General features: G+C 70.2%; 19 protein-coding genes. 10 read left to right on the top strand and 9 right to left on the bottom strand.

Annotated features, from left to right (window positions below):
* Nucleotides 1–24 precede the first annotated feature (24 nt).
* Complete coding sequence (locus ACIHFB_RS10975; RefSeq protein ID WP_365277669.1) at nt 25–906, top strand: hypothetical protein; 882 nt, start codon at nt 25–27, stop codon at nt 904–906.
* Nucleotides 907–949: 43 nt separating this feature from the next.
* On the opposite strand, the gene ACIHFB_RS10970 is transcribed toward ACIHFB_RS10975, so the two are convergent.
* Both ACIHFB_RS10970 and ACIHFB_RS10965 read right to left on the bottom strand, forming a co-directional pair.
* Nucleotides 950–1,855, bottom strand: coding sequence for an SDR family oxidoreductase (locus ACIHFB_RS10970; RefSeq protein WP_400126443.1), 906 nt, complete (start codon nt 1,853–1,855; stop codon nt 950–952).
* Nucleotides 1,856–2,083: 228 nt separating this feature from the next.
* Entirely contained in the window at nt 2,084–2,872 is a 789-nt protein-coding gene (locus ACIHFB_RS10965; protein WP_400126763.1) for an SDR family oxidoreductase, read from the bottom strand.
* A 125-nt stretch (nt 2,873–2,997) separates the two neighbouring features.
* On the opposite strand from ACIHFB_RS10965, the gene ACIHFB_RS10960 reads away from it, so the two are divergent.
* Genes ACIHFB_RS10960 through ACIHFB_RS10940 form a run of 5 tightly spaced genes read left to right on the top strand, consistent with a single transcriptional unit; the run spans nt 2,998 to nt 6,999 of the window.
* Nucleotides 2,998–3,756, top strand: a complete 759-nt coding sequence (locus tag ACIHFB_RS10960) for an enoyl-CoA hydratase family protein (RefSeq protein WP_400126441.1) — start codon at nt 2,998–3,000, stop codon at nt 3,754–3,756.
* Nucleotides 3,757–4,572: a CoA transferase subunit A gene (locus ACIHFB_RS10955; RefSeq protein ID WP_400126439.1), complete on the top strand. Its 816-nt coding sequence runs from the start codon at nt 3,757–3,759 to the stop codon at nt 4,570–4,572. It abuts the gene before it with no gap.
* A complete protein-coding gene (locus ACIHFB_RS10950) occupies nt 4,569–5,297 on the top strand; it encodes a CoA-transferase subunit beta (protein WP_400126437.1) in 729 nt (242 codons plus the stop codon). The genes ACIHFB_RS10955 and ACIHFB_RS10950 overlap by 4 nt, the downstream gene beginning before the upstream one ends.
* Nucleotides 5,297–6,361 carry a nitronate monooxygenase gene (locus tag ACIHFB_RS10945; protein WP_365277655.1) on the top strand — a complete coding sequence of 355 codons (1,065 nt, stop codon included), beginning with the start codon at nt 5,297–5,299 and terminating at the stop codon, nt 6,359–6,361. Before ACIHFB_RS10950 ends, ACIHFB_RS10945 begins: the two co-directional genes overlap by 1 nt.
* Complete coding sequence (locus ACIHFB_RS10940; RefSeq protein WP_400126435.1) at nt 6,358–6,999, top strand: SIMPL domain-containing protein; 642 nt, start codon at nt 6,358–6,360, stop codon at nt 6,997–6,999. The genes ACIHFB_RS10945 and ACIHFB_RS10940 overlap by 4 nt, the downstream gene beginning before the upstream one ends.
* Before the next feature lie 192 nt (nt 7,000–7,191).
* Here the strand turns inward: ACIHFB_RS10940 and ACIHFB_RS10935 are convergent, their stop codons facing one another.
* Genes ACIHFB_RS10935 through ACIHFB_RS10925 form a run of 3 tightly spaced genes read right to left on the bottom strand, consistent with a single transcriptional unit; the run spans nt 7,192 to nt 9,802 of the window.
* The gene (locus tag ACIHFB_RS10935; RefSeq protein ID WP_400126433.1) at nt 7,192–8,349 is read right to left on the bottom strand and encodes an acetyl-CoA C-acetyltransferase; all 1,158 of its coding nucleotides are present in this window, start codon (nt 8,347–8,349) and stop codon (nt 7,192–7,194) included.
* Between the two features lie 24 nt (nt 8,350–8,373).
* Nucleotides 8,374–8,988, bottom strand: a complete 615-nt coding sequence (locus tag ACIHFB_RS10930; RefSeq protein ID WP_365277647.1) for a TetR/AcrR family transcriptional regulator — start codon at nt 8,986–8,988, stop codon at nt 8,374–8,376.
* Between the two features lie 25 nt (nt 8,989–9,013).
* Nucleotides 9,014–9,802 (bottom strand): SDR family oxidoreductase, encoded by a 789-nt coding sequence (locus tag ACIHFB_RS10925; protein WP_365277644.1) that lies wholly within the window; start codon nt 9,800–9,802, stop codon nt 9,014–9,016.
* 74 nt (nt 9,803–9,876) lie between these two features.
* On the opposite strand from ACIHFB_RS10925, the gene ACIHFB_RS10920 reads away from it, so the two are divergent.
* From ACIHFB_RS10920 to ACIHFB_RS10910, 3 genes are read left to right on the top strand one after another with little or no spacing between them, the layout of a single operon-like run.
* The gene (locus ACIHFB_RS10920; protein WP_400126430.1) at nt 9,877–11,016 is read left to right on the top strand and encodes an acyl-CoA dehydrogenase family protein; all 1,140 of its coding nucleotides are present in this window, start codon (nt 9,877–9,879) and stop codon (nt 11,014–11,016) included.
* Complete coding sequence (locus tag ACIHFB_RS10915) at nt 11,016–11,156, top strand: hypothetical protein (protein WP_400126429.1); 141 nt, start codon at nt 11,016–11,018, stop codon at nt 11,154–11,156. Before ACIHFB_RS10920 ends, ACIHFB_RS10915 begins: the two co-directional genes overlap by 1 nt.
* On the top strand, nt 11,156–12,106 hold the full coding sequence (locus tag ACIHFB_RS10910) for an acyl-CoA dehydrogenase family protein (RefSeq protein WP_400126427.1): 951 nt from the start codon (nt 11,156–11,158) through the stop codon (nt 12,104–12,106). Before ACIHFB_RS10915 ends, ACIHFB_RS10910 begins: the two co-directional genes overlap by 1 nt.
* Here ACIHFB_RS10910 and ACIHFB_RS10905 read toward each other — a convergent pair.
* Together ACIHFB_RS10905 and ACIHFB_RS10900 are read right to left on the bottom strand one after the other, a co-directional pair.
* Nucleotides 12,081–13,721 carry a cytochrome bc complex cytochrome b subunit gene (locus ACIHFB_RS10905; protein ID WP_365277633.1) on the bottom strand — a complete coding sequence of 547 codons (1,641 nt, stop codon included), beginning with the start codon at nt 13,719–13,721 and terminating at the stop codon, nt 12,081–12,083. The genes ACIHFB_RS10910 and ACIHFB_RS10905 overlap by 26 nt on opposite strands.
* Before the next feature lie 105 nt (nt 13,722–13,826).
* On the bottom strand, nt 13,827–14,549 hold the full coding sequence (locus ACIHFB_RS10900; RefSeq protein ID WP_400126425.1) for a vWA domain-containing protein: 723 nt from the start codon (nt 14,547–14,549) through the stop codon (nt 13,827–13,829).
* Between the two features lie 166 nt (nt 14,550–14,715).
* On the opposite strand from ACIHFB_RS10900, the gene ACIHFB_RS10895 reads away from it, so the two are divergent.
* Nucleotides 14,716–15,624: a rhomboid family intramembrane serine protease gene (locus tag ACIHFB_RS10895; protein ID WP_400126423.1), complete on the top strand. Its 909-nt coding sequence runs from the start codon at nt 14,716–14,718 to the stop codon at nt 15,622–15,624.
* A gap of 112 nt (nt 15,625–15,736) precedes the next feature.
* Here ACIHFB_RS10895 and ACIHFB_RS10890 read toward each other — a convergent pair whose 3' ends face one another.
* On the bottom strand, nt 15,737–17,200 hold the full coding sequence (locus ACIHFB_RS10890; RefSeq protein ID WP_365277624.1) for a glutamate synthase subunit beta: 1,464 nt from the start codon (nt 17,198–17,200) through the stop codon (nt 15,737–15,739).
* Nucleotides 17,193–21,827, bottom strand: a complete 4,635-nt coding sequence (gltB, locus tag ACIHFB_RS10885) for a glutamate synthase large subunit (protein WP_400126421.1) — start codon at nt 21,825–21,827, stop codon at nt 17,193–17,195. Before gltB ends, ACIHFB_RS10890 begins: the two co-directional genes overlap by 8 nt.
* Between the last annotated feature and the right edge of the window lie 148 nt (nt 21,828–21,975).

Raw genomic sequence — 21,975 nt, 5'->3', positions numbered from 1 at the left:
TGAGGGCGTCTTGGGGGTACAGGCGTGGCGAACGACGGTCCGGTCGAGCACGGCTACCCACACCTGGAGACGGTGCGGGCCTCGATCACCGCGCTCTACAAACGGCTGTCGTACGACACCGTCCAGACGTTCCCGACCAGCGTGCCCCCCGTGGACGTGGCGTTCTGCGACACCGACGACCTGTATCTGGGCGCCCAGCGGGTGGCCCGGGAGCTGGTACGGCACTACCGGCTCCCGGACGCCCGGGTGATCGTCAGCTTCCGGGAGATGAAGCACGCCGCGAACGTCGAACTCACCGCGGGCCCGGAGTACTTCGTCGAGCTGAACGACCGTTTCCGCACCCATCGGCGGGACATCGGCGCGGCCCTCGCCCACGAGATCATGCATGTCTATCTGCACCGTCTCGACCTGTCCTTCCCCGGCACCCGCGACAACGAGATCCTCACGGACACCGCGACGACGTATCTGGGTGCCGGTTGGCTGCTTCTCGACGCCTACCGGGAGGACGCGGCGTCGTCGCAGAAGCTGGGCTATCTGACGCCGGAGGAGTTCGGCTACGTCCTGGCCAAGCGCTCCCTGGTCTTCGGTGAGGACCCGTCCGTGTGGTTCACCAGCCCGCAGGCCTACACCGCGTACACCAAGGGCATGGTCCAGGCCCGCCAAGACGAGCAGCAGCCGCCGCTGACCGCGGCCGGCTGGGCGGGCCGCCGCCGCTACGCCCGCGACCGCCGCCACGTCCACGGCCCCCAGCCCGGCGTGCCCTATACCTTCAGCCCCGACGGCGGCGGCCACCTCCGCGTCACGTTCCCCTGTCCGACCTGCCACCAGCGGATCAGGGTGCCGGTGCGGGGGCGGATGCGGGCGCGGTGTTCCTTGTGCCGGACGGTGCTGGAGTGCGATACATAGGCGGTCGTCCTCGGCGCCGGGCCGCCGGAGCACGAAGGCGGCGTCACGTCCCGTACACGGCTCCCGGCGGCTCCGCTTCCGCCAGCAGCTTCGGCACCGTCTCCCCCACGTCGCCCACGCTCCACCGCGCCCCCTTGTCGGCGGTCGGGCCCGCACGCCAGCCCTCCATGACCGTGATCCGCCCGCCCTCGGTCTCGAAGACGCGCCCGGTGACGCCGGCGCTCGCGGTGGAGCCGAGCCAGACGACAAGGGGGGAGACGTTCTCCGGGGCCATGGCGTCGAAGCCGGTGTCGGGGGCCGCCATGGTGTCGGCGAAGGTACGTTCCGTCATCCGCGTCCGGGCCGCCGGGGCGATCGCGTTGACCTGGACGCCGTACCGCGCCAGTTCAGCCGCGGCGACCAGCGTCAGCCCGACGATCCCGGCCTTCGCCGCGCTGTAGTTGCCCTGCCCGACCGAGCCGAGGAGCCCCGCTCCGCTGCTGGTGTTGACGATACGGGCGTCCGGCATACGGCCCGCCTTGGCCTCGGCACGCCAGTGCGCGGCGGCATGCTTCAGCGGCAGGAAGTGGCCCTTGAGGTGGACGCGTACGACCGCGTCCCAGTCGTCCTCGTCGAGGTTGACCAGCATCCGGTCGCGCAGGAAGCCCGCGTTGTTGACGAGGGTGTCGAGCCGGCCGTACGTCTCCAGGGCGGTGCGGATCAGGGAGGCGGCGCCGTCGGTCGTGGCGATGTCTCCGCCGTGTGCGACCGCCTCACCGCCCGCCGCCCGGATCTCGTCCGCGACCTGGACGGCCGGGCTGTCGGGGCCCGGTGTGCCGTCCAGGCCGACACCGAGGTCGTTGACGACGACTCGCGCGCCCTCGGCGGCGAACGCGAGCGCGTGGGCGCGGCCGAGGCCACGGCCCGCGCCGGTGACGATCACGACCCGTCCGTCGCAGATTCCGGTCATATCCCGTCTCCTTGTCGACTCATCGCCCTTGTCGAGGCCGGTTCTCGTCACAGGGCCCTTCTCGATGCCGGTCCTCGCCACACGGCCCTTCTCACTGCCGGTCCTCCTCTCCCAGCCCTCCTCATCGCCGGTTCTCCTCCCCCAGCCCTCCTCATCGCCGGTCTTCCTCCCCCGCCCCTCCTGATTGCCGGACCGCCTCACACGACACCCCTGTCCCCCGGGCTCATCTCACGTCTCCTTGTTGGCAGTTGCGGCATCCAGGAACGCCGGGCGCTCCCCTCCCCCGTGCACGAGCAGGCTCGCCCCGCTGATGTAGGCGGCCGCGTCGGAGGCGAGGAAGACCGCGGCGGCGCCGATGTCGGCGGGTTCGGCGAGGCGGCCGAGGGGGACCGTGCGGGCGACCGCCTCGATGCCGTCCTCGCCGCCGTAGTGCAGGTGGGCCAGCTCCGTGCGGACCATGCCGACGGTGAGGGTGTTGACCCGGACCTCCGGCGCCCACTCCACCGCCATCGAACGCGCGAGGCTCTCCAGGCCCGCCTTGGCCGCGCCGTACGCCGCCGAGCCGGGCGAGGGGCGGCCGCCGCCGACGCTGCCGATCATGACGACGGCGCCACGGGCCCGCCTGAGGTGCTCGTACGCGGCGAGCGAGGCCGTCAGCGGGGCGATCAGGTTCAGCTCGACGACCCGTGCATGTCGCTCGGCGCCCGCGTCGGCCAGCCGCCGGTAGGGCCCGCCGCCCGCGTTGTTGACGAGCACGTCGAGCCGGGGCAGTCCGGCGAAGAAAGCACGTACGGCGTCCGGGTCCCGCAGGTCCACGGGCACGAACTCGGTTCCCTTGACCGGGACTTCGGGCGGCCGGCGCGCACAGGTGACGACCTCGGCGCCCGCCTCGACGAACGCCCTCGCGATCCCCGCACCGACCCCACGAGTGCCGCCGGTGACGACGGCGACTCGACCGCTGAGTGGCCGATCGCGAGGGCTGAGACGCCGGTCGCGGGCGCTGCCGGAGTTTTCCACAGGGTCGGGCGCTCGGTTTTCCACAGGGCCTCCCGCCGAGATCCGCCTGCTGCTAGCTTCGAAGCCTCACACCTAACAAATGTTTGGTGGAAAGGCAGCTGAGTGCGAAGGTAGCTGATGCGTCCATGGGTGTCTCCACCTCGTCCCCGGAAATGGGGCTCGAAAAAAGCGGCATCGCCGTGGTCACGGTCGACTTCCCACCGGTGAACGCCCTGCCGGTGGACGGCTGGTTCGCGCTGGCCGACGCGGTGCGCACGGCCGGCCGCGCCCCGGAGGTCCGGTGCGTGGTGCTGGCCGCCGAGGGACGGGGGTTCAACGCGGGCGTGGACATCAAGGAGATACAGGCGCGCGGACAGGGCGCGCTGGTCGGCGCCAACCGGGGCTGTTTCGCGGCGTTTTCGGCGGTGTACGAGTGCGAGGTGCCGGTGGTCGCGGCGGTGCAGGGCTTCTGTCTGGGAGGCGGCATCGGTCTGGCGGGGAACGCGGATGTGATCGTGGCGAGCGAGGACGCCTCCTTCGGGCTGCCCGAGCTGGATCGTGGAGCGCTGGGCGCCGCCACCCATCTGGCCCGGCTGGTCCCGCAGCACCTGATGCGCGCCCTGTACTACACCTCGCGCACGGCAAGCGCGGCCGAGCTGCACGCGCACGGCTCGGTGTGGCGGGTGGTGCCCCGTGCCGACCTGCGTGCCGCCGCCCTCGACCTGGCCCGCGAGATAGCCGCCAAGGACGGGGAGTTGCTCCGGCTGGCCAAGGCCGCCATCAACGGCATCGACCCGGTGGACGTACGCCGCAGCTACCGCTTCGAGCAGGGCTTCACCTTCGAGGCGAGCGTGAGCGGCGTGGGCGACCGGGTCCGCGACACCTTTGGAAAGGACGGTGACTGAGTGGGCGACAAGACGATGACGGCCGGCGAGGCCGTCTCCCGACTGGACAGCGGCATGACCCTCGGCATCGGCGGCTGGGGCTCGCGCCGCAAACCGATGGCCCTGGTGAGAGCAGTGCTCAAGTCCGGCATCACCGATCTCACGGTGGTGTCGTACGGCGGCCCGGACGTCGGCATGCTCGCCGCCGCGGGACGGATCCGCAAGCTGGTCGCCCCCTTCGCCACCCTCGACTCGATCCCCCTCGAACCGCACTTCCGGGCGGCCCGCGAGCGCGGGGCGCTGGAGCTGATGGAGATCGACGAGGCGATGTTCATGTGGGGGCTGCACGCGGCGGCGAACCGACTGCCCTTCCTGCCCGTGCGGGCCGGAATCGGATCGGATGTGATGCGGGTCAACCCGGGCCTGCGGACGGTGACTTCGCCGTACGAGGACGGCGAGACGTTCGTGGCCATGCCCGCCCTCCGCCTGGACGCGGCCCTGGTCCACGTCAACCGCGCCGACCGACGGGGCAACGGCCAGTGTCTGGGTCCCGACCCGTACTTCGACGACTTGTTCTGCGAGGCGGCGGACGTGGCGTTCGTCTCCTGCGAGCGGATCGTCGACACCCCCGAGCTGACCAAGGAGGGCGCACCCCAGACCCTGCTGATCAAACGCCACACGGTGACGGGCGTGGTCGAGGCGCCGGGCGGCGCCCACTTCACGTCCTGCGCACCCGACTACGGCCGCGACGAGGCCATGCAGAAGGAGTACGCCACCACACCCTGGGCGGAGTTCGCCGAGCGGTTCCTCAACGGGCCCGATGCGGAGGAGACATGACCTGTGCGCGGAGTGAGTCCTGCGTGATCGCCTGCGCCGAGGCTTGGCGCGGTGCCGGTGAGATCCTGGCGAGCCCCATGGGCCTGATCCCCTCCATCGGCGCGCGCCTGGCCCGGCTCACCTTCTCGCCGGACCTGTTGCTGACCGACGGAGAGGCGATGCTGGTCGGCGTGGACGGCACCGTCGAGGGGTGGTTGCCGTACCGACAGCATCTGACCCTGGTCACCTCGGGCCGACGGCACGTGATGATGGGCGCGAGTCAGATCGACCGCTTCGGCAACCAGAACATCTCGTGCATCGGCGACTGGGAGAAGCCGAAGCGACAGCTGCTGGGCGTGCGGGGCGCCCCGGTCAACACGCTGAACAATCCGACCAGTTACTGGGTTCCGAAGCACTCCCGGCGGGTCTTCGTGGAGAAGGTCGACATGGTGTGCGGGGTGGGGTACGACCGCGCGGCCGGCGCCCGTCACCACCGCATCCCCCGTGTCGTCTCCGACCTCGGCGTCTTCGACTTCGCGACCCCGGACCACTCGATGCGGCTGGCCTCGCTGCATCCGGGAGTGACCGTCGAGGAGGTCAGGGACGCGACGGGCTTCACCCTCACGATCCCGGACGAGGTGCCGTACACCCGTGAGCCGACGCCCGCGGAACTGCGCCTGATCCGGGAGGAGCTCGACCCGGCCGACGCACGTGCGCGTGAGGTCCCCGAGGGGGCGAGGACCTGATGGACACCGCGCTCACCCGGCTGGTCGGGGTCCGCCACCCGATCGTGCAGACGGGGATGGGCTGGGTCGCGGGCCCACGTCTGGTCTCGGCGACGGCGAACGCGGGGGCGCTGGGCATCCTGGCCTCGGCGACGATGACCACGGACCGGCTGCGTGAGGCGATCCGCGAGGTCAAGTCCCGTACGACGGCGCCTTTCGGGGTCAATCTCCGCGCCGACGCCTCGGACGCCGGGGACAGGGTGCGGATCCTGGTCGAGGAGGGCGTCAGAGTTGCCTCCTTCGCCCTGGCCCCCTCCCCCGAGCTGATCGGCACGCTCAAGGACGCGGGCGTGGTCGTGATCCCGACCGTCGGCGCAAGACGCCATGCCGAGAAGGTCGAGGGCTGGGGCGCGGACGCGGTGATCGTGCAGGGCGGGGAGGGCGGCGGGCACACCGGCGAGGTCGCGACGACGGTGCTCCTGCCGCAGGTCGTGGACGCGGTGCGGATACCCGTCGTGGCGGCGGGCGGCTTCCATGACGGGCGGGGTCTGGTCGCGGCACTGGCGTACGGGGCGGCAGGCATCGCCATGGGCACCCGTTTCCTGCTCACCTCGGACTCGACCGTGCCGGACGCGGTGAAGGCGCGGTATCTGACGGCGACCGTCCGCGATGTCACGGTCACCACGGCAGTCGACGGCCTGCCCCACCGCATGCTCCGCACGGAACTGGTCGACTCCCTGGAGAACTCCGGCCGGGCGAGGGTTCTCCTGCGGGCCGTGCGCCACGCAGCCCGCTTCCGGAAGCTGTCCGGCCTCAGCTGGCCGGCGATGATCCGGGACGGACTCGCCCTGAAACACGGCAAGGACCTGTCCTGGAGCCAGGTCCTGCTCGCCGCCAACACTCCGATGCTGCTCAGGGCGTCGATGGTGGACGGGCGCACGGACCTTGGGGTGATGGCCGCGGGCCAGGTCGCGGGGGTGATCGAGGACCTGCCGTCATGTGCGGAGCTGGTGGAACGGGTGATGGCCGAGGCCCGGGAAATCGTGGATGGGTTGTCGGTGTCCGGTGATTCAATGCCCGCATGACGGAGACGATCAGTGAGCCCTGGGGGCTGAGTGTGTTCGGGGCGGGCAGCGTGCGGGTCGAGCCCCAGTTGGTGCGGGTGAAGTTGACGGTGGATGTGCTGGAGCCGGCGCCGGACCGGGCGTTCCAGGAGGCGGGCGGGGCGGTGGCGCGGCTGCGTGAGGTGCTGCGCCGCCATGGGATACCGGACACCTCGGTATCCGGCTCACGGCTCAAGCTCAGCTCGGAGTACGACGGTTACGGCAGCGACCGGAAGTTTCTCGGCTACCGGTGCACGGCCTCGTACGTAGTGGAGACCGAGGCGCTCGACGGTCTCCAGCAACTGATCGTGGACGCGGTCGATGCGGGCGCTCACCGCATCGACAGCGTGGAGTTCGACGTGCACGACAAGCCCGCGCTGCGCGACGAGGCCCGACGGAAGGCGGTGGCCGCCGCCCGCCGCAAGGCCGAGGTCTACACGGAGGCGGCGGGCGTGCCGCTGGGCACGGTGCTGCACATCCAGGACGTGGACTCGGAGTCGTACGAGTTCCGCCAGTACCGCGGACACGGCGGCGGGGGCGGCAACTCGGCGGGCGATCTGGCGCCCGGCATGGTGGAGGTGTCCGCAGGGGTGATCCTCGGCTTCTCCCTCGCACGCTGACCTACGAACGCCCCTGCACGTCCCTCAGACCCGCTCGACAATGGTCACGTTCGCCTGTCCCCCGCCCTCGCACATCGGCACCATCCCCGACGGCCCCCTCGCACTGCTCGGCCCCAGAGGGCCTCCCAGGCTTCGGGAGCCTGCGCCGGACTCCGTCCGGCGGGGTGGGCGGCCGTCCCCTCGCCGCTCTCCTCAGACCCGCTCGACAATCGTCACGTTCGCCTGCCCCCCGCCCTCACACATCGTCTGAAGCCCGAACCGCCCGCCCGTGCGCTCCAGTTCGTGCAGGAGGGTCGTCATCAGCTTGACGCCGGTGGCGCCGAGTGGGTGGCCCAGGGCTATCGCGCCGCCGTTGACGTTGACCTTCTCGGGGTCGGCACCCGTCTCCTTCAGCCAGGCCAGGACGACGGGGGCGAAGGCCTCGTTGATCTCGACGAGGTCGATGGCGTCGATGGACAGGCCGGTCTTCTTCAGGGCGTGGGCGGTCGCGGGGATCGGAGCGGTCAGCATCCGGATCGGGTCCTCGCCGCGCACCGAGAGATGGTGGACGCGGGCGCGTGGCGTCAGCCCGTGCTCGCGCACCGCCCGCTCCGAGGCCAGCAGCATCGCCGCCGCACCGTCGGAGACCTGCGAGGAGCAGGCGGCCGTGATCGTGCCGCCGTCGATGACCGGCTTCAGTCCGGCCATCTTCTCCAGGGAGGTGTCCCGGCGCGGCCCCTCGTCGACGGTCACCTGGCCGTAGGCCACGGTCTCGCGTTCGAAGCGCCCCTCGTCGATCGCCCGCAGCGCCCGCCGGTGCGAGCGCAGCGCGAACTCCTCCTGGTCCTGCCTGCTGATGCCCCACTTGCCGGCGATCATCTCGGCGCCGACGAACTGGTTCACCGCCCGGTCCCCGTACCGCGCGCGCCAGCCCTCGCTGCCCGCGAAGGGGCCCTGGGTGAAGCCCAGCGGCTCGGCGGCCTGCCGGGTCGCGTAGGCGATCGGGATCTGCGACATGTTCTGCACGCCGCCCGCGACGACCAGGTCCTGTGTCCCGGAGAGCACGCCCTGCGCGGCGAAGTGCACGGCCTGCTGCGAGGAGCCGCATTGCCGGTCCACCGTCACGCCCGGCACCTCCTCGGGCAGCCCGGCGGCCAGCCAGCAGGTGCGCGCGATGTCGCCGGCCTGCGGCCCGACCGCGTCCAGGCACCCGAAGACGACGTCCTCGACGGCGGCGGGATCGATACCCGAGCGCGCGACCAGTTCCTTCAGCACTTGCGCGCCCAGGTCGGCCGGATGGACCCCGCTCAGCCCTCCGCCGCGCCGCCCGACGGGCGTACGGACCGCTTCGACGATGTAGGCCTCGGCCATGGCAACTCCCTCGCAGATGAACGGCTATTCGCGTACGGCGATCCCGTCCAGCACCATCGACAGGTACTGCCGGGCGATCTCCTCCGGGCTGTGGTGTCCGCCGGGCCGGTACCAGGACGCGGCGACCCACACCGTGTCCCGCACGAAGCGGTAGGTGAGCCGGACGTCGAGGTCGGACCGGAAGACCTCGGCCGCGACCCCGCGCTCCAGCGTGGACAGCCACGCCTTCTCGAACTTGCGCTGTGATTCGGCGAGGAACGTGAACCGCTCCTGCGCGACGAGGTGCTTGGACTCCTTCTGGTAGATCGCGACCGCGGCACGGTGCCGGTCGATCTCCCGGAACGACTCGGTGACCAGGGCCTCGAGCGTCTCGCGCGGGCCCAGCTCGGCGGCGCCCAGCACGGCGTCGTACCCGTCCCAGAGTTCGTCGAGGAACGTCCGCAGGATCTCCTCCAGCATCGATTCCTTGGAGTCGAAGTGGTAGTAGAGGCTGCCCGCCAGCATCCCCGCGTGGTCCGCGATCTTGCGCACGGTGGTGGCGTTGTAACCCTGCTCGGCGAAGACCTCGGCGGCGGTCTCGAGGAGCTCGCGCCGACGCTCGGGCGCGGCGGTCACCTGGGGCTTCTTCTTCGTAGGCACGAACACATTGTGGTCTGCTCCGTCGTCAGGGATGCCGGCTGCTGACGGAGACGACCTCTCCGGTCATGTACGAGGAGTAGCCGGACGCCAGGAACACGATCACGTTGGCCACCTCCCAGGGCTCCGCGTACCGTCCGAAGGCCTCCCGCTCGATCAGCTCGGCCAGCAGCTCTGGGCTGGTCACCTTCACCAGGTGCGGATGCATGGCGAGGCTCGGCGAGACGGCGTTGACCCGCACTCCGAACTCGGCGGCCTCCAGCGCCGCGCAGCGGGTCAGCGCCATCACTCCGGCCTTCGCGGCGGCGTAGTGCGCCTGCCCGGCCTGGGCGCGCCAGCCGACGACGGAGGCGTTGTTGACGATCACCCCGCCCGCCCCGCTCGCCAGAAACAGCCGCAGGGCCGCCCGCACGCACCGGAACGTGCCGTTCAACGTCACGTCCAGCACTCTCGACCACTGTTCGTCGGTCATGTCGACGAGGTCCGAAGTGCCGCCGAGCCCGGCGTTGTTGACGACGACATCCAGGCGGCCGTGCAGCGCGAGTGCCGCCTCGAACAGCGCGTGCACCTGCGCCTCGTCGGTGACGTCGCACGGCAGCGCGGCGACCGCCGCCCCGAACTCCCCGGCCAGCTCCGCCTCGTACTCCTTGAGCCGCCGCACATGGGTGTCGCTGATCAGCACGCGCGCGCCCTCCTCCAGGAAGCGCCGTGCGGTCGCCCCGCCGATCCCCGCCCCGGCCGCCGCGGTGATGACGGCGGTGCGGCCTTTCAGCAGCCCGTGTCCGGGCACGTACGCCGGACTCTCGACGCCTGTCATAGGGCCACGCTAACCTACCAAACACTTGTTAGGGAAGACTGTCGAGGAGACCGCAGCCGAAGGGGACGCCACCGATGGATCTCGCCTTCACTCAGGACGAGGACGCCTTCCGGGCCGAGGCCCGTGCCTGGCTGCACGCGCATGTGCCGTCCCGACCGCTGCCTTCCCTGGAGACCGGGGAGGGCTTCGCCGCGCACCGCGCATGGGAGGCCGAACTGGCCGCGGACCGCTGGTCGGTGGTGGACTGGCCGAGCGCGTACGGCGGCCGGGACGCGGGCCTGATCAGCTGGCTGATCTTCGAGGAGGAGTACTACGCGGCAGGCGCACCGGGCCGCGTCGGCCAGAACGGCATCAACCTCCTCGCGCCCACCCTCTTCGTCCACGGCACGGAGGAACAACGCGCGCGCGTGCTGCCCCCGATGGCCTCCGGCGAGGTGATCTGGGCCCAGGCGTGGTCGGAGCCCGAGGCTGGATCCGACCTGGCGTCCCTCCGCTCGAAGGCCGTCCGCACGGACGGCGGCTGGCTCCTCACCGGCCAGAAGACCTGGTCCTCACGTGCCGCCTTCGCCGACCGCGCCTTCGGTCTGTTCCGCAGCGAGCCGGACACCCCGAAGCCCCACCAGGGCCTGACCTACCTGATGTTCGACCTGCGCGCACAGGGCGTCACCGTCCGCCCGATCGGCCGCCTCGACGGAAAGCCGGCCTTCGCCGAGCTGTTCCTGGACGAGGTGTTCGTCCCCGACGAGGACGTGATCGGCGAACCCGGCCGGGGCTGGCGGATCACCATGTCGACAGCGGGCAACGAACGCGGGCTCACCCTCCGCTCCCCCGGCCGCTTCCTCGCGAGCGCCGACCGCCTGCTGAACCTCTGGCAGGCGCACGGCAGTCCGGAGACGGCGAGGAACCGCGTGGCCGACGCCCTGATCGGCGCCCGCGCCTACCAGCTCTTCACCTACGCCGCCGCCTCCCGCTTCCTCGACGGCCAGGAACTCGGCCCGGAGTCCAGCCTGAACAAGGTCTTCTGGTCCGAGTACGACATCGCGCTGCACGAGACGGCCCTCGATCTCCTCGGCCCGGACGGCGAGTTGGCGGACACGGACTGGTCGGAGCGGTACGTCTTCGCACTCGCCGGCCCGATCTACGCGGGAACCAACGAAATTCAGCGGGACATCATCGCCGAACGCCTGCTCGGCCTGCCGAAGGGACGCCGCTGATGCGCGAGGGCTCCGCCGACGCAGGAAGGACGCCGCTGATGCGCGAGGGCTCCGCCGACGCCGAAGCAAACGCCACGCACCCCGAAGAGGCCGCGTCGATGCCCGAAGAAACGCCCTCGATGCCGAAGGGACGCCGCTGATGCGCTTCCTCCTCGACAGAGAACAGCGCGCGTTCGCCGCCTCGCTGGACGCGCTGCTGACGTCCGCCGACACGCCCTCGGTGATCCGGGACTGGAGTCGCGGCGAGCACGGAAGCGGACGCGCGCTGTGGCGCCGTATCGCGGAGGCGGGCGTGTTCGCACTGGCGGTACCGGAGGAGTACGACGGAATGGGCCCCCGGCCCGTCGAACTCGCGCTCGCCTTCGTGGAGTTGGGGCGGCATGCGGTACCCGGCCCCCTGGTGGAGACGGTGACAGCGGCGGTACTGCTCGACAAGACCGAACGCCTGCTGCCCCGGCTGGCGTCGGGCGAGACCATGGCGACGGTGGCGTACGACAGCCCGTACGCCCTCGACGGCGACGCGGCCACGACCCGCCTCGCCCTCACCCCCGACGGCCTGCACCTGGCCTTTGGCCACGGCCCCGTGCGCCCGTCCCTCGACCCCGCCCGCCGGCTCACCCCTCTCACCCCGGGCGGCGAACTCCTCACCTCCACCCCGCCCGTCGAGCAGGCACTCATCTGGGCCCGCCTGGCCGTCGCGGCCCAGGCCCTCGGTGTCGGGCTCGCCCTCCTCGACAGGACCGTTGCCTACGTAGGACAGCGCACCCAGTTCGGCGCCCCCATCGGCTCGTTCCAAGCCGTCAAGCACAGGCTCGCCGACGCGAAGATCGCCCTGGAGTTCGCCCGCCCCCTACTCTTCGGAGCCGCGCTGACCATGGACAGCGCGGACAGCGCGGCCGCCAAGGTCACGGCGTGCGAGGCGGCGTACACGACGGCCCGCACCGCGCTCCAGCTGCACGGCGCGATCGGCTACACCGCGGAGCACGACCTGTCGCTGTGGCTGACCAAGGCCCGCGCCCTGCGCACCGCCTGGGGCACGCCGGACGAGTGCCGGGCCCTGGTCGTCAGTGGTGGTGGTCGCCGCTCGTGATCTGCCGGTACTCCTCGGCCGTCGGCTTGGGGATGCTCGCCTCGGGCCCGAACATGGCCCGCGCCAGCCGCGCCCGCACCCGCTGCGAGACCTTGACCTGCCGCCGGACACCGTTGGCATCGACCAGCGGGCCGACCTCGTACGCCGGATGCTGCTCGTGCTGGGTGAGGGTGTGCAACTGGTCCTGGGAGAGAGGTTCGTGTATCTCGACGTACTCGCCCTGCGGGAGGCGTTTGATGGTGCCCGTCTCCCTGCCGTGCAGCACCTTGTCCCGGTCGCGGTGCTGGAGGCCGAGACAGATCCGCTTCGTCACCATGAACGTCAGCACGGGCACCACGAAGAACGCCACCCGCACGAACCACGTGATCGCGTTGATGGACAGATGGAGATGGGTGGCCACGATGTCGTTGCCGCCGCCGATCAGCAGCACCGCGTACAGGCTGAGCCAGGCCGCGCCGAGGCCGGTGCGCACGGGGACGTTGCGCGGGCGGTCCAGGATGTGGTGCTCGCGTCTGTCGCCGGTGATCCATGCCTCGATGAAGGGATAGAGGCCGATGGCGAGCAGGATCAGCGGGAACAGCGAGAAGGGGATGAACACGCCCAGCACCAGGGTGTGGCCCCAGGCGTTGATCTCCCATCCCGGCATCACCCGGATCAGTCCCTCGGAGAAGCCCAGATACCAGTCGGGTTGAGCGCCGGTGGTGACCAGGTCGGGCCGGTAGGGGCCGAAGGCCCAGACCGGGTTGATGCTGGCGATGCCGCCCAGGATGGTCAGCACGCCGAACACGAGGAAGAAGAAGCCGCCCGCCTTGGCCATGTAGACGGGCAGGAACGGCATGCCGACGACCGACTTCTCGTTGCGTCCGGGCCCCGGGTACTGCGTGTGCTTGTGGTAGAAGATCAGGATCAGATGCACGACCACCAGGCCCAGCATGATCCCGGGCAGCAGCAGGACGTGGATCGGGAACAGCCGCGAGATGATGTCGTGCCCCGGGAACTCCCCGCCGAACAGGAAGAACGACAGATACGTCCCCACGATCGGGACGGACAGGATCGCGCCCTGCGAGAAGCGGATGCCGGTGCCGGAGAGCAGGTCGTCGGGGAGCGAGTAGCCGGTCAGACCGGTGATGATGCCGAGGAACAGCAGGGTCCAGCCGAACAGCCAGTTGAGCTCGCGCGGCTTGCGGAACGCGCCGGTGAAGAACACCCGCATCATGTGGATGAGCATCCCGGCGACGAAGACCAGCGCCGCCCAGTGATGGATCTGCCTTATCAGCAGCCCGCCGCGCACATCGAAGCTGATGTCGAGCGTGGACTCGAACGCCCTGGTCATCACCACGCCGTTGAGCGGCTCGTACGAGCCGTTGTAGACGACCTCGACACCGCTCGGCTCGAAGAACAGCGTGAGATAGACACCGGTGAGGATCAGGATGAGAAAGCTGTAGAGGCAGACCTCGCCCAGCATGAACGACCAGTGGTCCGGAAAGACCTTGCGCATATTGGCCTTGGCCAGCGCATACAGCCCGAGCCGCCCGTCGGCCCAGTCGGCGAGCTTCTCACCCTTGGGTGGATCGCCTCTGCGCGCCGCGGTGTTCCCCGATCGTGCGCCGTCCATGCGTCGTCGCCTCCCCGTCGGATCAACCTCAGGGTGGCACGAGGGCCCGCTCAAGCCAACGGTGCCGAACGACCCGTCACCGGTACGGCCGTACGATCATCATCATTACGGCCGTACGATCCCCTGCGCCCGCGCGGCCACCAGCCACTTCGGGAACTCGCCCACCACACGGTCGTACAACTCGGCGTCGGACACCGTCCGCGGGTCCGCACCGGCGTGGAAGAAGCCGGCGTTGTCGACGACCCGCCTGTCGGGCACGGCCAGGTCGTCGAGCCTGCGCAGGAAGTCGAACTGCTTGCTGGAGCGGTCCCCGAAGCCGATGAACTGCCAGAACAGCGGCAACTTGGCCGCTTTGCACAGATACCGCTCCGCGGCGACCTTGTTGATCGGGCCGCCGTCGGTCTGGAAGACCACCAGGGCCGGGTCCTGGGAGCCGCTGTCGAGGTAGTGGTCGATGACCTCGTCCATGGCGAGGTGGTAGCTGGTTTTTCCCATGTGCCCGAGTCCGGCCACGATCCGGTCGATGCGGCCGCGATGGTCGGCGAGGGAGATGTCGGTGACCGCGTCGACGTCCGTGGAGAAGAAGATCACGGGCACGGTGCCGTCGTCGTCGAAGTGCGCGGACAGTCCGAGTACCCGGTCGGCGAGCGCCTGCACAGTGCCGTCCTCGTAGTACGGCTTCATGGACCCGGAGTAGTCGACCACCAGGTAGACCGCCGCCCGCTGTCCGTCCAGGCCGTGCTTCGTGAGGGACACCCCGGCGCTCTTGTAGAGACTGACCAGCGCGGGCGCGGTCTCCTCCACCTTGCTGAGACTGATCGCGGCCATGCGCGCTCCCCCTTCGCTCACCAGGACTGACGCCGAGGCTACGGCACTTGGGCCCCGCCTCTCCCTCCGTCCACAGGCGTTCGCTATTTTGTTCGCCGCCGTCCCCACCGGCTCACCGTCCGTCATCCCCCCGCGTCCCCCTGAGTCCACACGAGGAGCCGGTTCCGTGGAACCCGAGTCCACCGTCACCACCTGCTACCGCCATCCCAAGGTGGAGTCCCACGTCCGCTGCACCCGCTGCGACCGCTACATCTGCCCGGACTGCATGCGGGAGGCGGCCGTCGGTCACCAGTGCCCCGAGTGCGTGCAGGAAGGGGCACGATCGGTACGGCAGGCCCGGACCGTCGTCGGCGGGCGGATCTCGGCGACGCCCGTCGTGACGTACGTGCTCATCGCCCTCAATGTGCTCGCGTATGTGGGCGAGTTGGTGCGTCCGGCGATCGTGGACCGGTTCGAGATGCTGGGTGCCGGGCTGGCCGGGCCGGACGGCGGGCACTACGTCTGGCAGGCCACGTATCCCGCGGGGTTCCAGCCGGAGGGGGTCGTGGACGGGGAGTGGTACCGGCTGCTGACCGGCGCCTTCCTCCATCTCCCGCCCACCGAGGGGACGTTCGGGATCCTGCACATCGTGATGAACATGGCGTCCCTGTGGAACCTGGGCCGGGTGGTGGAGACACAGCTCGGCCGCGTCCGCTATCTCGCCCTCTATCTGCTGTCGGCGCTCGGCGGTTCGGTGCTGGTGCTGCTGCTCGCGCCCGAGACGCCCACGGTCGGCGCGTCCGGCGCGATCTTCGGGGTCGGCGCCGCCTACTACGTCATGGCCCGGAGGCTCGGCGCCGACATGAACGCCGTCAACCGTTTCATGGCCGGCCTGTTGCTGTGGCTGCTGATCTCCGCGGGACTCACGTCCTGGCAGGGGCACTTGGGCGGGCTGCTCGCGGGTGGGGTGGTGACGCTCGCCCTCGCGTACGCACCGCGCGACCGCCGTCGGACGACGGTGCAGGCGGGGGCTTGCCTGGCGCTCCTCGCGCTGCTCGTCGTCCTGGCCGTCTGGAAGGTCACCGCGCTGGCGTGAGAAATGCGGCGGCGCCTGCCCATTCGTCCGGTCGGGGACAAGGGGCAGGCGCCGTCGGTGTTCCGTACGCCTTTGTACGGGACGTCTATTGGGGTTTTCGCTTACCGAACCGTCAGACCATCAGCGCACGGTCCGTCGGACGGATCGGCGCCGGCAGGTCGCTGGCGCCGGTCAGGAAGCGGTCGACTCCGCGGGCGGCCGAACGGCCCTCCGCGATCGCCCACACGATCAACGACTGACCGCGACCCGCGTCGCCGGCGACGTACACGCCCGGCACATTGGTCTGGAAGTCGGCGTCGCGGGCGACGTTGCCGCGCTCGTCGAGGGCCAGGCCGAACTGGTCGACCAGGCCGTTCTCACGGTCGGTGCCGGTGAAGCCCATCGCCAGCGTCACCAGTTGGGCGGGGATCTTGCGCTCCGTGCCCGGCTTCTGGGTCAGCTTGCCGTCGATGAACTCGACCTCGGTGAGGTGCAGCCACTGGACGTTGCCGTCCTCGTCGCCCTCGAAGTGGGTGGTGGAGACGGAGTAGACCCGCTCGCCGCCCTCCTCGTGCGCCGACGTGACCTTGTAGAGCATCGGGAAGGTCGGCCAGGGCTGCGCGACCGCGTTCCGCTCGTCGCCCGGGCGGGGCATGATCTCCAGCTGCGTCACCGAGGCCGCGCCCTGACGGTGGGCGGTGCCCACGCAGTCGGCGCCGGTGTCGCCACCGCCGATGACCACGACGTGCTTGCCCTCGGCCGAGATCGGGGGCGCCACGAAGTCGCCCTCCTGGACCTTGTTGGCCAGCGGCAGGTACTCCATGGCCTGGTAGACGCCCTTGAGCTCGCGGCCGGGGACCGGGAGGTCACGTGCGGTGGTGGCACCGGCGGCGATGACCACGGCGTCGTACCGCTTGCGCAGGTCCGTCGCCTTCAGGTCGCGCCCGATCTCGATGCCGGTGCGGAAGCGGGTGCCCTCCGCGCGCATCTGCTCGATACGGCGGTTGATGTGCCGCTTCTCCATCTTGAACTCGGGGATGCCGTAACGGAGGAGGCCGCCGATGCGGTCCGCGCGCTCGTAGACGGCGACGGTGTGGCCCGCCCGGGTCAGCTGCTGGGCGGCGGCCAGGCCCGCGGGGCCCGAGCCGATGACCGCGACCGTCTTGCCGGAGAGCCGCTCCGGGGCCTGCGGGGCGACATCGCCCGTCTCCCAGGCCTTGTCGATGATGGAGACCTCGACGTTCTTGATGGTGACGGCGGGCTGGTTGATGCCGAGCACACAGGCCGACTCGCACGGGGCCGGGCACAACCGGCCCGTGAACTCCGGGAAGTTGTTCGTGGCGTGCAGGCGCTCGGACGCGGCGGCCCAGTCCTCGCGGTAGGCGTAGTCGTTCCACTCGGGGATCAGGTTCCCCAGCGGACAGCCGTTGTGACAGAAGGGGATACCGCAGTCCATGCAGCGGCTGGCCTGCTTGCTGATGATCGGCAGCAGGGAGCCGGGGACGTAGACCTCGTTCCAGTCCTTCAGGCGTACGTCGACGGGGCGGGACCTGGCGACCTCGCGGCCGTGGTTGAGAAAGCCCTTGGGATCAGCCATTGGTCGCCGCCTCCATCATCTTCTCGGTGATCTCGGTCTCGGAGAGACCGGCTCGCTCGGCGGCGTCCTTGGCGGCGAGCACTGCCTTGTACGTGCTGGGGATGATCTTGCTGAAGCGGTCCACGGCCGTGTCCCACTCCGCCAGGAGCTTCTCGGCGACCGTCGAGCCGGTCTCCTCCTGGTGGCGGCGCACCACGTCGTGCAACCACTGCTTGTCGGTGTCGTCGAGGGCCTCGACCGCGTCCACGTTGCCCACGTTGACGTTGTCGCGGTCCAGGTCGATGACGTACGCGACACCACCGGACATGCCGGCCGCGAAGTTACGGCCCGTCTCGCCGAGCACCACCGCGTGACCGCCGGTCATGTACTCGCAGCCGTGGTCGCCCACGCCCTCCGAGACCACGAGCGCACCGGAGTTGCGGACACAGAAGCGCTCGCCGGTGCGGCCGCGCAGGAACAGCTCGCCGCCGGTCGCGCCGTACGCGATCGTGTTGCCCGCGATCGTCGAGAACTCCGCGAGATGGTCGGCGCCCCGGTCCGGACGGACGATGACACGGCCGCCGGAGAGACCCTTGCCGACGTAGTCGTTGGCGTCGCCCTCCAGGCGCAGCGTGACACCGCGCGGCAGGAAGGCGCCGAAGGACTGGCCCGCGCTGCCGGTGAAGGTGATGTCGACGGTGTCCTCGGGCAGGCCCGCGCCACCGAACTTCTTCGTCACCTCGTGGCCGAGCATGGTGCCGACCGTGCGGTTGATGTTGCGGATCGCGACCTGGGCGCGCACCGGCTGGGCGTCGGTAGCCGAGTCGGCGGCCAGGGCGTCGGCGGCGAGCTTGATCAGCTCGTTGTCGAGCGCCTTCTCCAGGCCGTGGTCCTGCGCTATCAGCTGGTGGCGCGCCGCGCCCTCGGGCAGCTCGGGCACATGGAACAGCGGCTCCAGGTTCAGGCCCTGTGCCTTCCAGTGGTCGACGGCACGGGTGACGTCGAGCGTCTCGGCGTGGCCGACGGCCTCCTCGATGGAGCGGAAGCCCAGCTCGGCGAGGATCTCGCGGACCTCTTCGGCGATGAACCGGAAGTAGTTCACGACGTACTCGGCCTTGCCCGCGAACCGCTCCCGCAGGGTCGGGTTCTGGGTGGCGATACCGACCGGGCAGGTGTCCAGGTGGCAGACGCGCATCATGACGCAGCCGGAGACGACGAGCGGCGCGGTCGCGAAACCGAACTCCTCGGCGCCGAGCAGCGCGGCGATGACCACGTCACGGCCGGTCTTCAGCTGGCCGTCGGTCTGTACGACGATGCGGTCGCGCAGGCCGTTGAGCAGCAGGGTCTGCTGGGTCTCGGCGAGGCCCAACTCCCAAGGCCCACCGGCGTGCTTGAGCGACGTGAGCGGGGAGGCACCCGTACCGCCGTCGTGGCCGGAGATGAGGACGACGTCCGCGTGGGCCTTGGAGACGCCCGCGGCGACCGTGCCCACGCCGACCTCGGAGACCAGCTTCACGTGGATCCGCGCCTGCGGGTTCGCGTTCTTCAGGTCGTGGATCAGCTGGGCCAGGTCCTCGATGGAGTAGATGTCGTGGTGCGGCGGCGGGGAGATGAGCCCCACGCCCGGCGTCGAGTGCCGGGTCTTCGCCACCCACGGGTACACCTTGTGGCCGGGCAGCTGGCCGCCCTCGCCGGGCTTGGCGCCCTGGGCCATCTTGATCTGGATGTCGTCGGCGTTGACCAGGTACTCGCTGGTGACACCGAAGCGGCCGGAGGCGACCTGCTTGATCGACGAACGGCGTGCCGGGTCGTACAGCCGGTCCGCGTCCTCGCCGCCCTCACCGGTGTTGGACTTGCCGCCCAGCTGGTTCATGGCGATGGCGAGGGTCTCGTGCGCCTCCTTGGAGATGGAGCCGTACGACATGGCGCCCGTCGAGAAGCGCTTGACGATCTCGGAGACCGGCTCGACCTCGTCCACGGAGATGGCCGGGCGGTCCGACCTGAAGCCGAAGAGCCCACGCAACGTCATCAGCCGCTCGGACTGCTCGTTCACGCGGTCCGTGTACTTCTTGAAGATGTCGTAGCGCGCGGTGCGGGTCGAGTGCTGGAGGCGGAAGACCGTCTCCGGGTCGAACAGGTGCGGCTCGCCCTCGCGGCGCCACTGGTACTCGCCGCCGATGTCCAGCGCCCGGTGCGCGGGAGCGATGCCGGAGACGGGGTACGCCTTGGCGTGCCGGGCGGCGACCTCCTCGGCGACGACGTCGATGCCGACGCCGCCGATCTTGGTGGCGGTGCCGTTGAAGTACTTCTCGACGAAGGCCTGGTCGAGACCGACGGCCTCGAAGACCTGAGCGCCGCGGTAGGAGGCGACGGTCGAGATGCCCATCTTGGACATGACCTTCAGGACGCCCTTGCCGAGCGCGTAGATCAGGTTGCGGATGGCCTGCTCGGCCTCGACACCGGGGAGGAACGTGCCCGCGCGGACCAGGTCCTCGACGGACTCCATCGCCAGGTACGGGTTCACGGCGGCGGCGCCGAAGCCGATGAGCAGCGCGACGTGGTGGACCTCGCGGACGTCGCCGGCCTCGACCAGCAGGCCCACCTGGGTGCGCTGCTTGGTGCGGATGAGGTGGTGGTGCACGGCCGAGGTGAGCAGCAGCGACGGGATCGGCGCGTGCTCGGCGTCCGAGTGGCGGTCCGACAGGACGATCAGCCGGGCGCCGTTCTCTATCGCGGCGTCGGCCTCGGCGCAGATCTCCTCGATGCGCGCGGCGAGGGAGTCGCCGCCGCCGGAGACCCGGTACAGGCCGGACAGGGTCGCGGCCTTCATGCCGGGCATGTCGCCGTCGGCGTTGATGTGGATGAGCTTGGCCAGCTCGTCGTTGTCGATCACCGGGAACGGCAGGGTGACCGAGCGGCACGAGGCGGCGGTCGGCTCCAGGAGGTTGCTCGCCGGGCCCAGCGAGGAGCGCAGCGAGGTGACCAGCTCCTCGCGGATCGCGTCCAGCGGCGGGTTGGTGACCTGCGCGAACAGCTGGGTGAAGTAGTCGAACAGCAGCCGCGGGCGCGAGGAGAGCGCGGCGATCGGCGAGTCCGTGCCCATCGAGCCGATCGGCTCGGCAGCCGCCTTGGCCATCGGCGCCAGGATGACGCGCAGCTCTTCCTCGGTGTAGCCGAAGGTCTGCTGGCGGCGGGTGACCGAGGCGTGCGTGTGCACGATGTGCTCGCGCTCGGGCAGGTCGGACAGCTCGATCTCGCCGGCCTCCAGCCAGTCCCCGTAGGGCATCTCGGAGGCGAGCTCGGCCTTGATCTCGTCGTCCTCGATGATGCGGTGCTCGGCGGTGTCGACGAGGAACATACGGCCGGGCTGGAGGCGGCCCTTGCGGACGACCTTGGCGGGGTCGATGTCGAGGACGCCGACCTCGGAGCCGAGGACGACGAGGCCGTCGTCGGTGACCCAGTAGCGGCCGGGGCGCAGGCCGTTGCGGTCGAGCACGGCGCCGACCTGGGTGCCGTCGGTGAAGGTGACGCAGGCCGGGCCGTCCCAGGGCTCCATCATCGTGGCGTGGAACTGGTAGAAGGCGCGCCGGGCCGGGTCCATGGAGTCGTGGTTCTCCCACGCCTCCGGGATCATCATCAGCACGGAGTGCGGCAGTGAACGGCCGCCCAGGTGCAGGAGTTCGAGGACCTCGTCGAAGGAGGCCGAGTCGGAGGCGTCCGGCGTACAGACCGGGAAGATGCGCTCCAGGTCCTTGTCGGAGGAGCCGAACAGGTCGGAGACCAGCTGCGACTCACGCGCCCGCATCCAGTTGCGGTTGCCCTTGACCGTGTTGATCTCGCCGTTGTGCGCGACGAAGCGGTACGGGTGGGCGAGCGGCCACGACGGGAAGGTGTTCGTGGAGAACCGGGAGTGCACGAGCGCGATCGCGGAGGCGAAGCGGCGGTCGGACAGGTCCGGGAAGAAGGGCTCCAGCTGGCCGGTGGTCAGCATGCCCTTGTAGACGATGGTCCGCGCGGACAGCGACGGGAAGTAGACGCCGGCCTCGCGCTCGGCGCGCTTGCGCAGCACGAAGGCCTTGCGGTCGAGGTCGATACCCGTAGAAGGCACAGCGGAGCCTCCCCCAGACTCCGTCTGGGAGGTGCCCCCAGTGACGAAGATCTGGCGGAAGGCCGGCATTGTCGAACGGGCGGTGGCGCCGAGGAGTTCGGGTGCGACCGGCACCTCGCGCCAGCCGAGGACCGTCAGCCCTTCGTCGTCCGCGATCGTCTCGATCCGTGAGACGACCTCGTCCGCGCCCGCATTGGGCAGGAAGGCGATACCGACGGCGTATCCACCGGCCGGCGGCAGTTCAAAACCGGCCACCTCACGGAAGAAGGCGTCGGGAACCTGGGAGAGAATGCCGGCGCCGTCACCCGAATCCGGCTCGGAGCCGGTGGCTCCGCGGTGCTCCAGGTTGCGCAGAACCGTGAGCGCCTGTTCGACCAGCGCATGGCTCGCCTCACCGGTGAGGGTGGCCACGAAGCCGACGCCACAGGCGTCGTGCTCATTGCGGGGGTCGTACATACCCTGCGCAGCAGGGCGAGCATCCATGAACGACCAGTTCTGGCCATTCGTGGAGTGCTGGGACGGCTGGCGCGGCGTACGCATCGGCTCTCCCGTCGTCGTCAACTTGGCATATGCAGTTGCCGAGGGACGACGCTGGCCCTCTGCGTGAGTGCAAAATTTCGTGCAGGTTACATGATGGGGCGGATCTCGGGAACCGGATACCGCGTTCCAACATGCGGACGCCGCGGTC

Source organism: Streptomyces sp. NPDC051963, assembly GCF_044593495.1.
In the GTDB taxonomy this organism is placed as follows: Bacteria; Actinomycetota; Actinomycetes; order Streptomycetales; family Streptomycetaceae; genus Streptomyces.
Note: the sequence above shows the minus strand (reverse complement) of the source record. Positions and strands in the feature narration are given on the sequence as shown.

Excerpts from the sequence above, each read along its gene's own strand:
- ACIHFB_RS10925 (WP_365277644.1), bottom strand. The coding sequence starts at position 9,802 with ATGACAGGCGTCGAGAGTCCGGCGTACGTGCCCGGACACGGGCTGCTG.
- ACIHFB_RS10905 (WP_365277633.1), bottom strand. The coding sequence starts at position 13,721 with ATGGACGGCGCACGATCGGGGAACACCGCGGCGCGCAGAGGCGATCCA.
- ACIHFB_RS10970 (WP_400126443.1), bottom strand. The coding sequence starts at position 1,855 with ATGACCGGAATCTGCGACGGACGGGTCGTGATCGTCACCGGCGCGGGC.
- ACIHFB_RS10940 (WP_400126435.1), top strand. The coding sequence starts at position 6,358 with ATGACGGAGACGATCAGTGAGCCCTGGGGGCTGAGTGTGTTCGGGGCG.
- gltB (WP_400126421.1), bottom strand. The coding sequence starts at position 21,827 with ATGCGTACGCCGCGCCAGCCGTCCCAGCACTCCACGAATGGCCAGAAC.
- ACIHFB_RS10950 (WP_400126437.1), top strand. The coding sequence starts at position 4,569 with ATGACCTGTGCGCGGAGTGAGTCCTGCGTGATCGCCTGCGCCGAGGCT.
- ACIHFB_RS10935 (WP_400126433.1), bottom strand. The coding sequence starts at position 8,349 with ATGGCCGAGGCCTACATCGTCGAAGCGGTCCGTACGCCCGTCGGGCGG.
- ACIHFB_RS10920 (WP_400126430.1), top strand. The coding sequence starts at position 9,877 with ATGGATCTCGCCTTCACTCAGGACGAGGACGCCTTCCGGGCCGAGGCC.
- ACIHFB_RS10915 (WP_400126429.1), top strand. The coding sequence starts at position 11,016 with ATGCGCGAGGGCTCCGCCGACGCAGGAAGGACGCCGCTGATGCGCGAG.
- ACIHFB_RS10910 (WP_400126427.1), top strand. The coding sequence starts at position 11,156 with ATGCGCTTCCTCCTCGACAGAGAACAGCGCGCGTTCGCCGCCTCGCTG.
- ACIHFB_RS10900 (WP_400126425.1), bottom strand. The coding sequence starts at position 14,549 with ATGGCCGCGATCAGTCTCAGCAAGGTGGAGGAGACCGCGCCCGCGCTG.
- ACIHFB_RS10890 (WP_365277624.1), bottom strand. The coding sequence starts at position 17,200 with ATGGCTGATCCCAAGGGCTTTCTCAACCACGGCCGCGAGGTCGCCAGG.
- ACIHFB_RS10960 (WP_400126441.1), top strand. The coding sequence starts at position 2,998 with ATGGGTGTCTCCACCTCGTCCCCGGAAATGGGGCTCGAAAAAAGCGGC.
- ACIHFB_RS10945 (WP_365277655.1), top strand. The coding sequence starts at position 5,297 with ATGGACACCGCGCTCACCCGGCTGGTCGGGGTCCGCCACCCGATCGTG.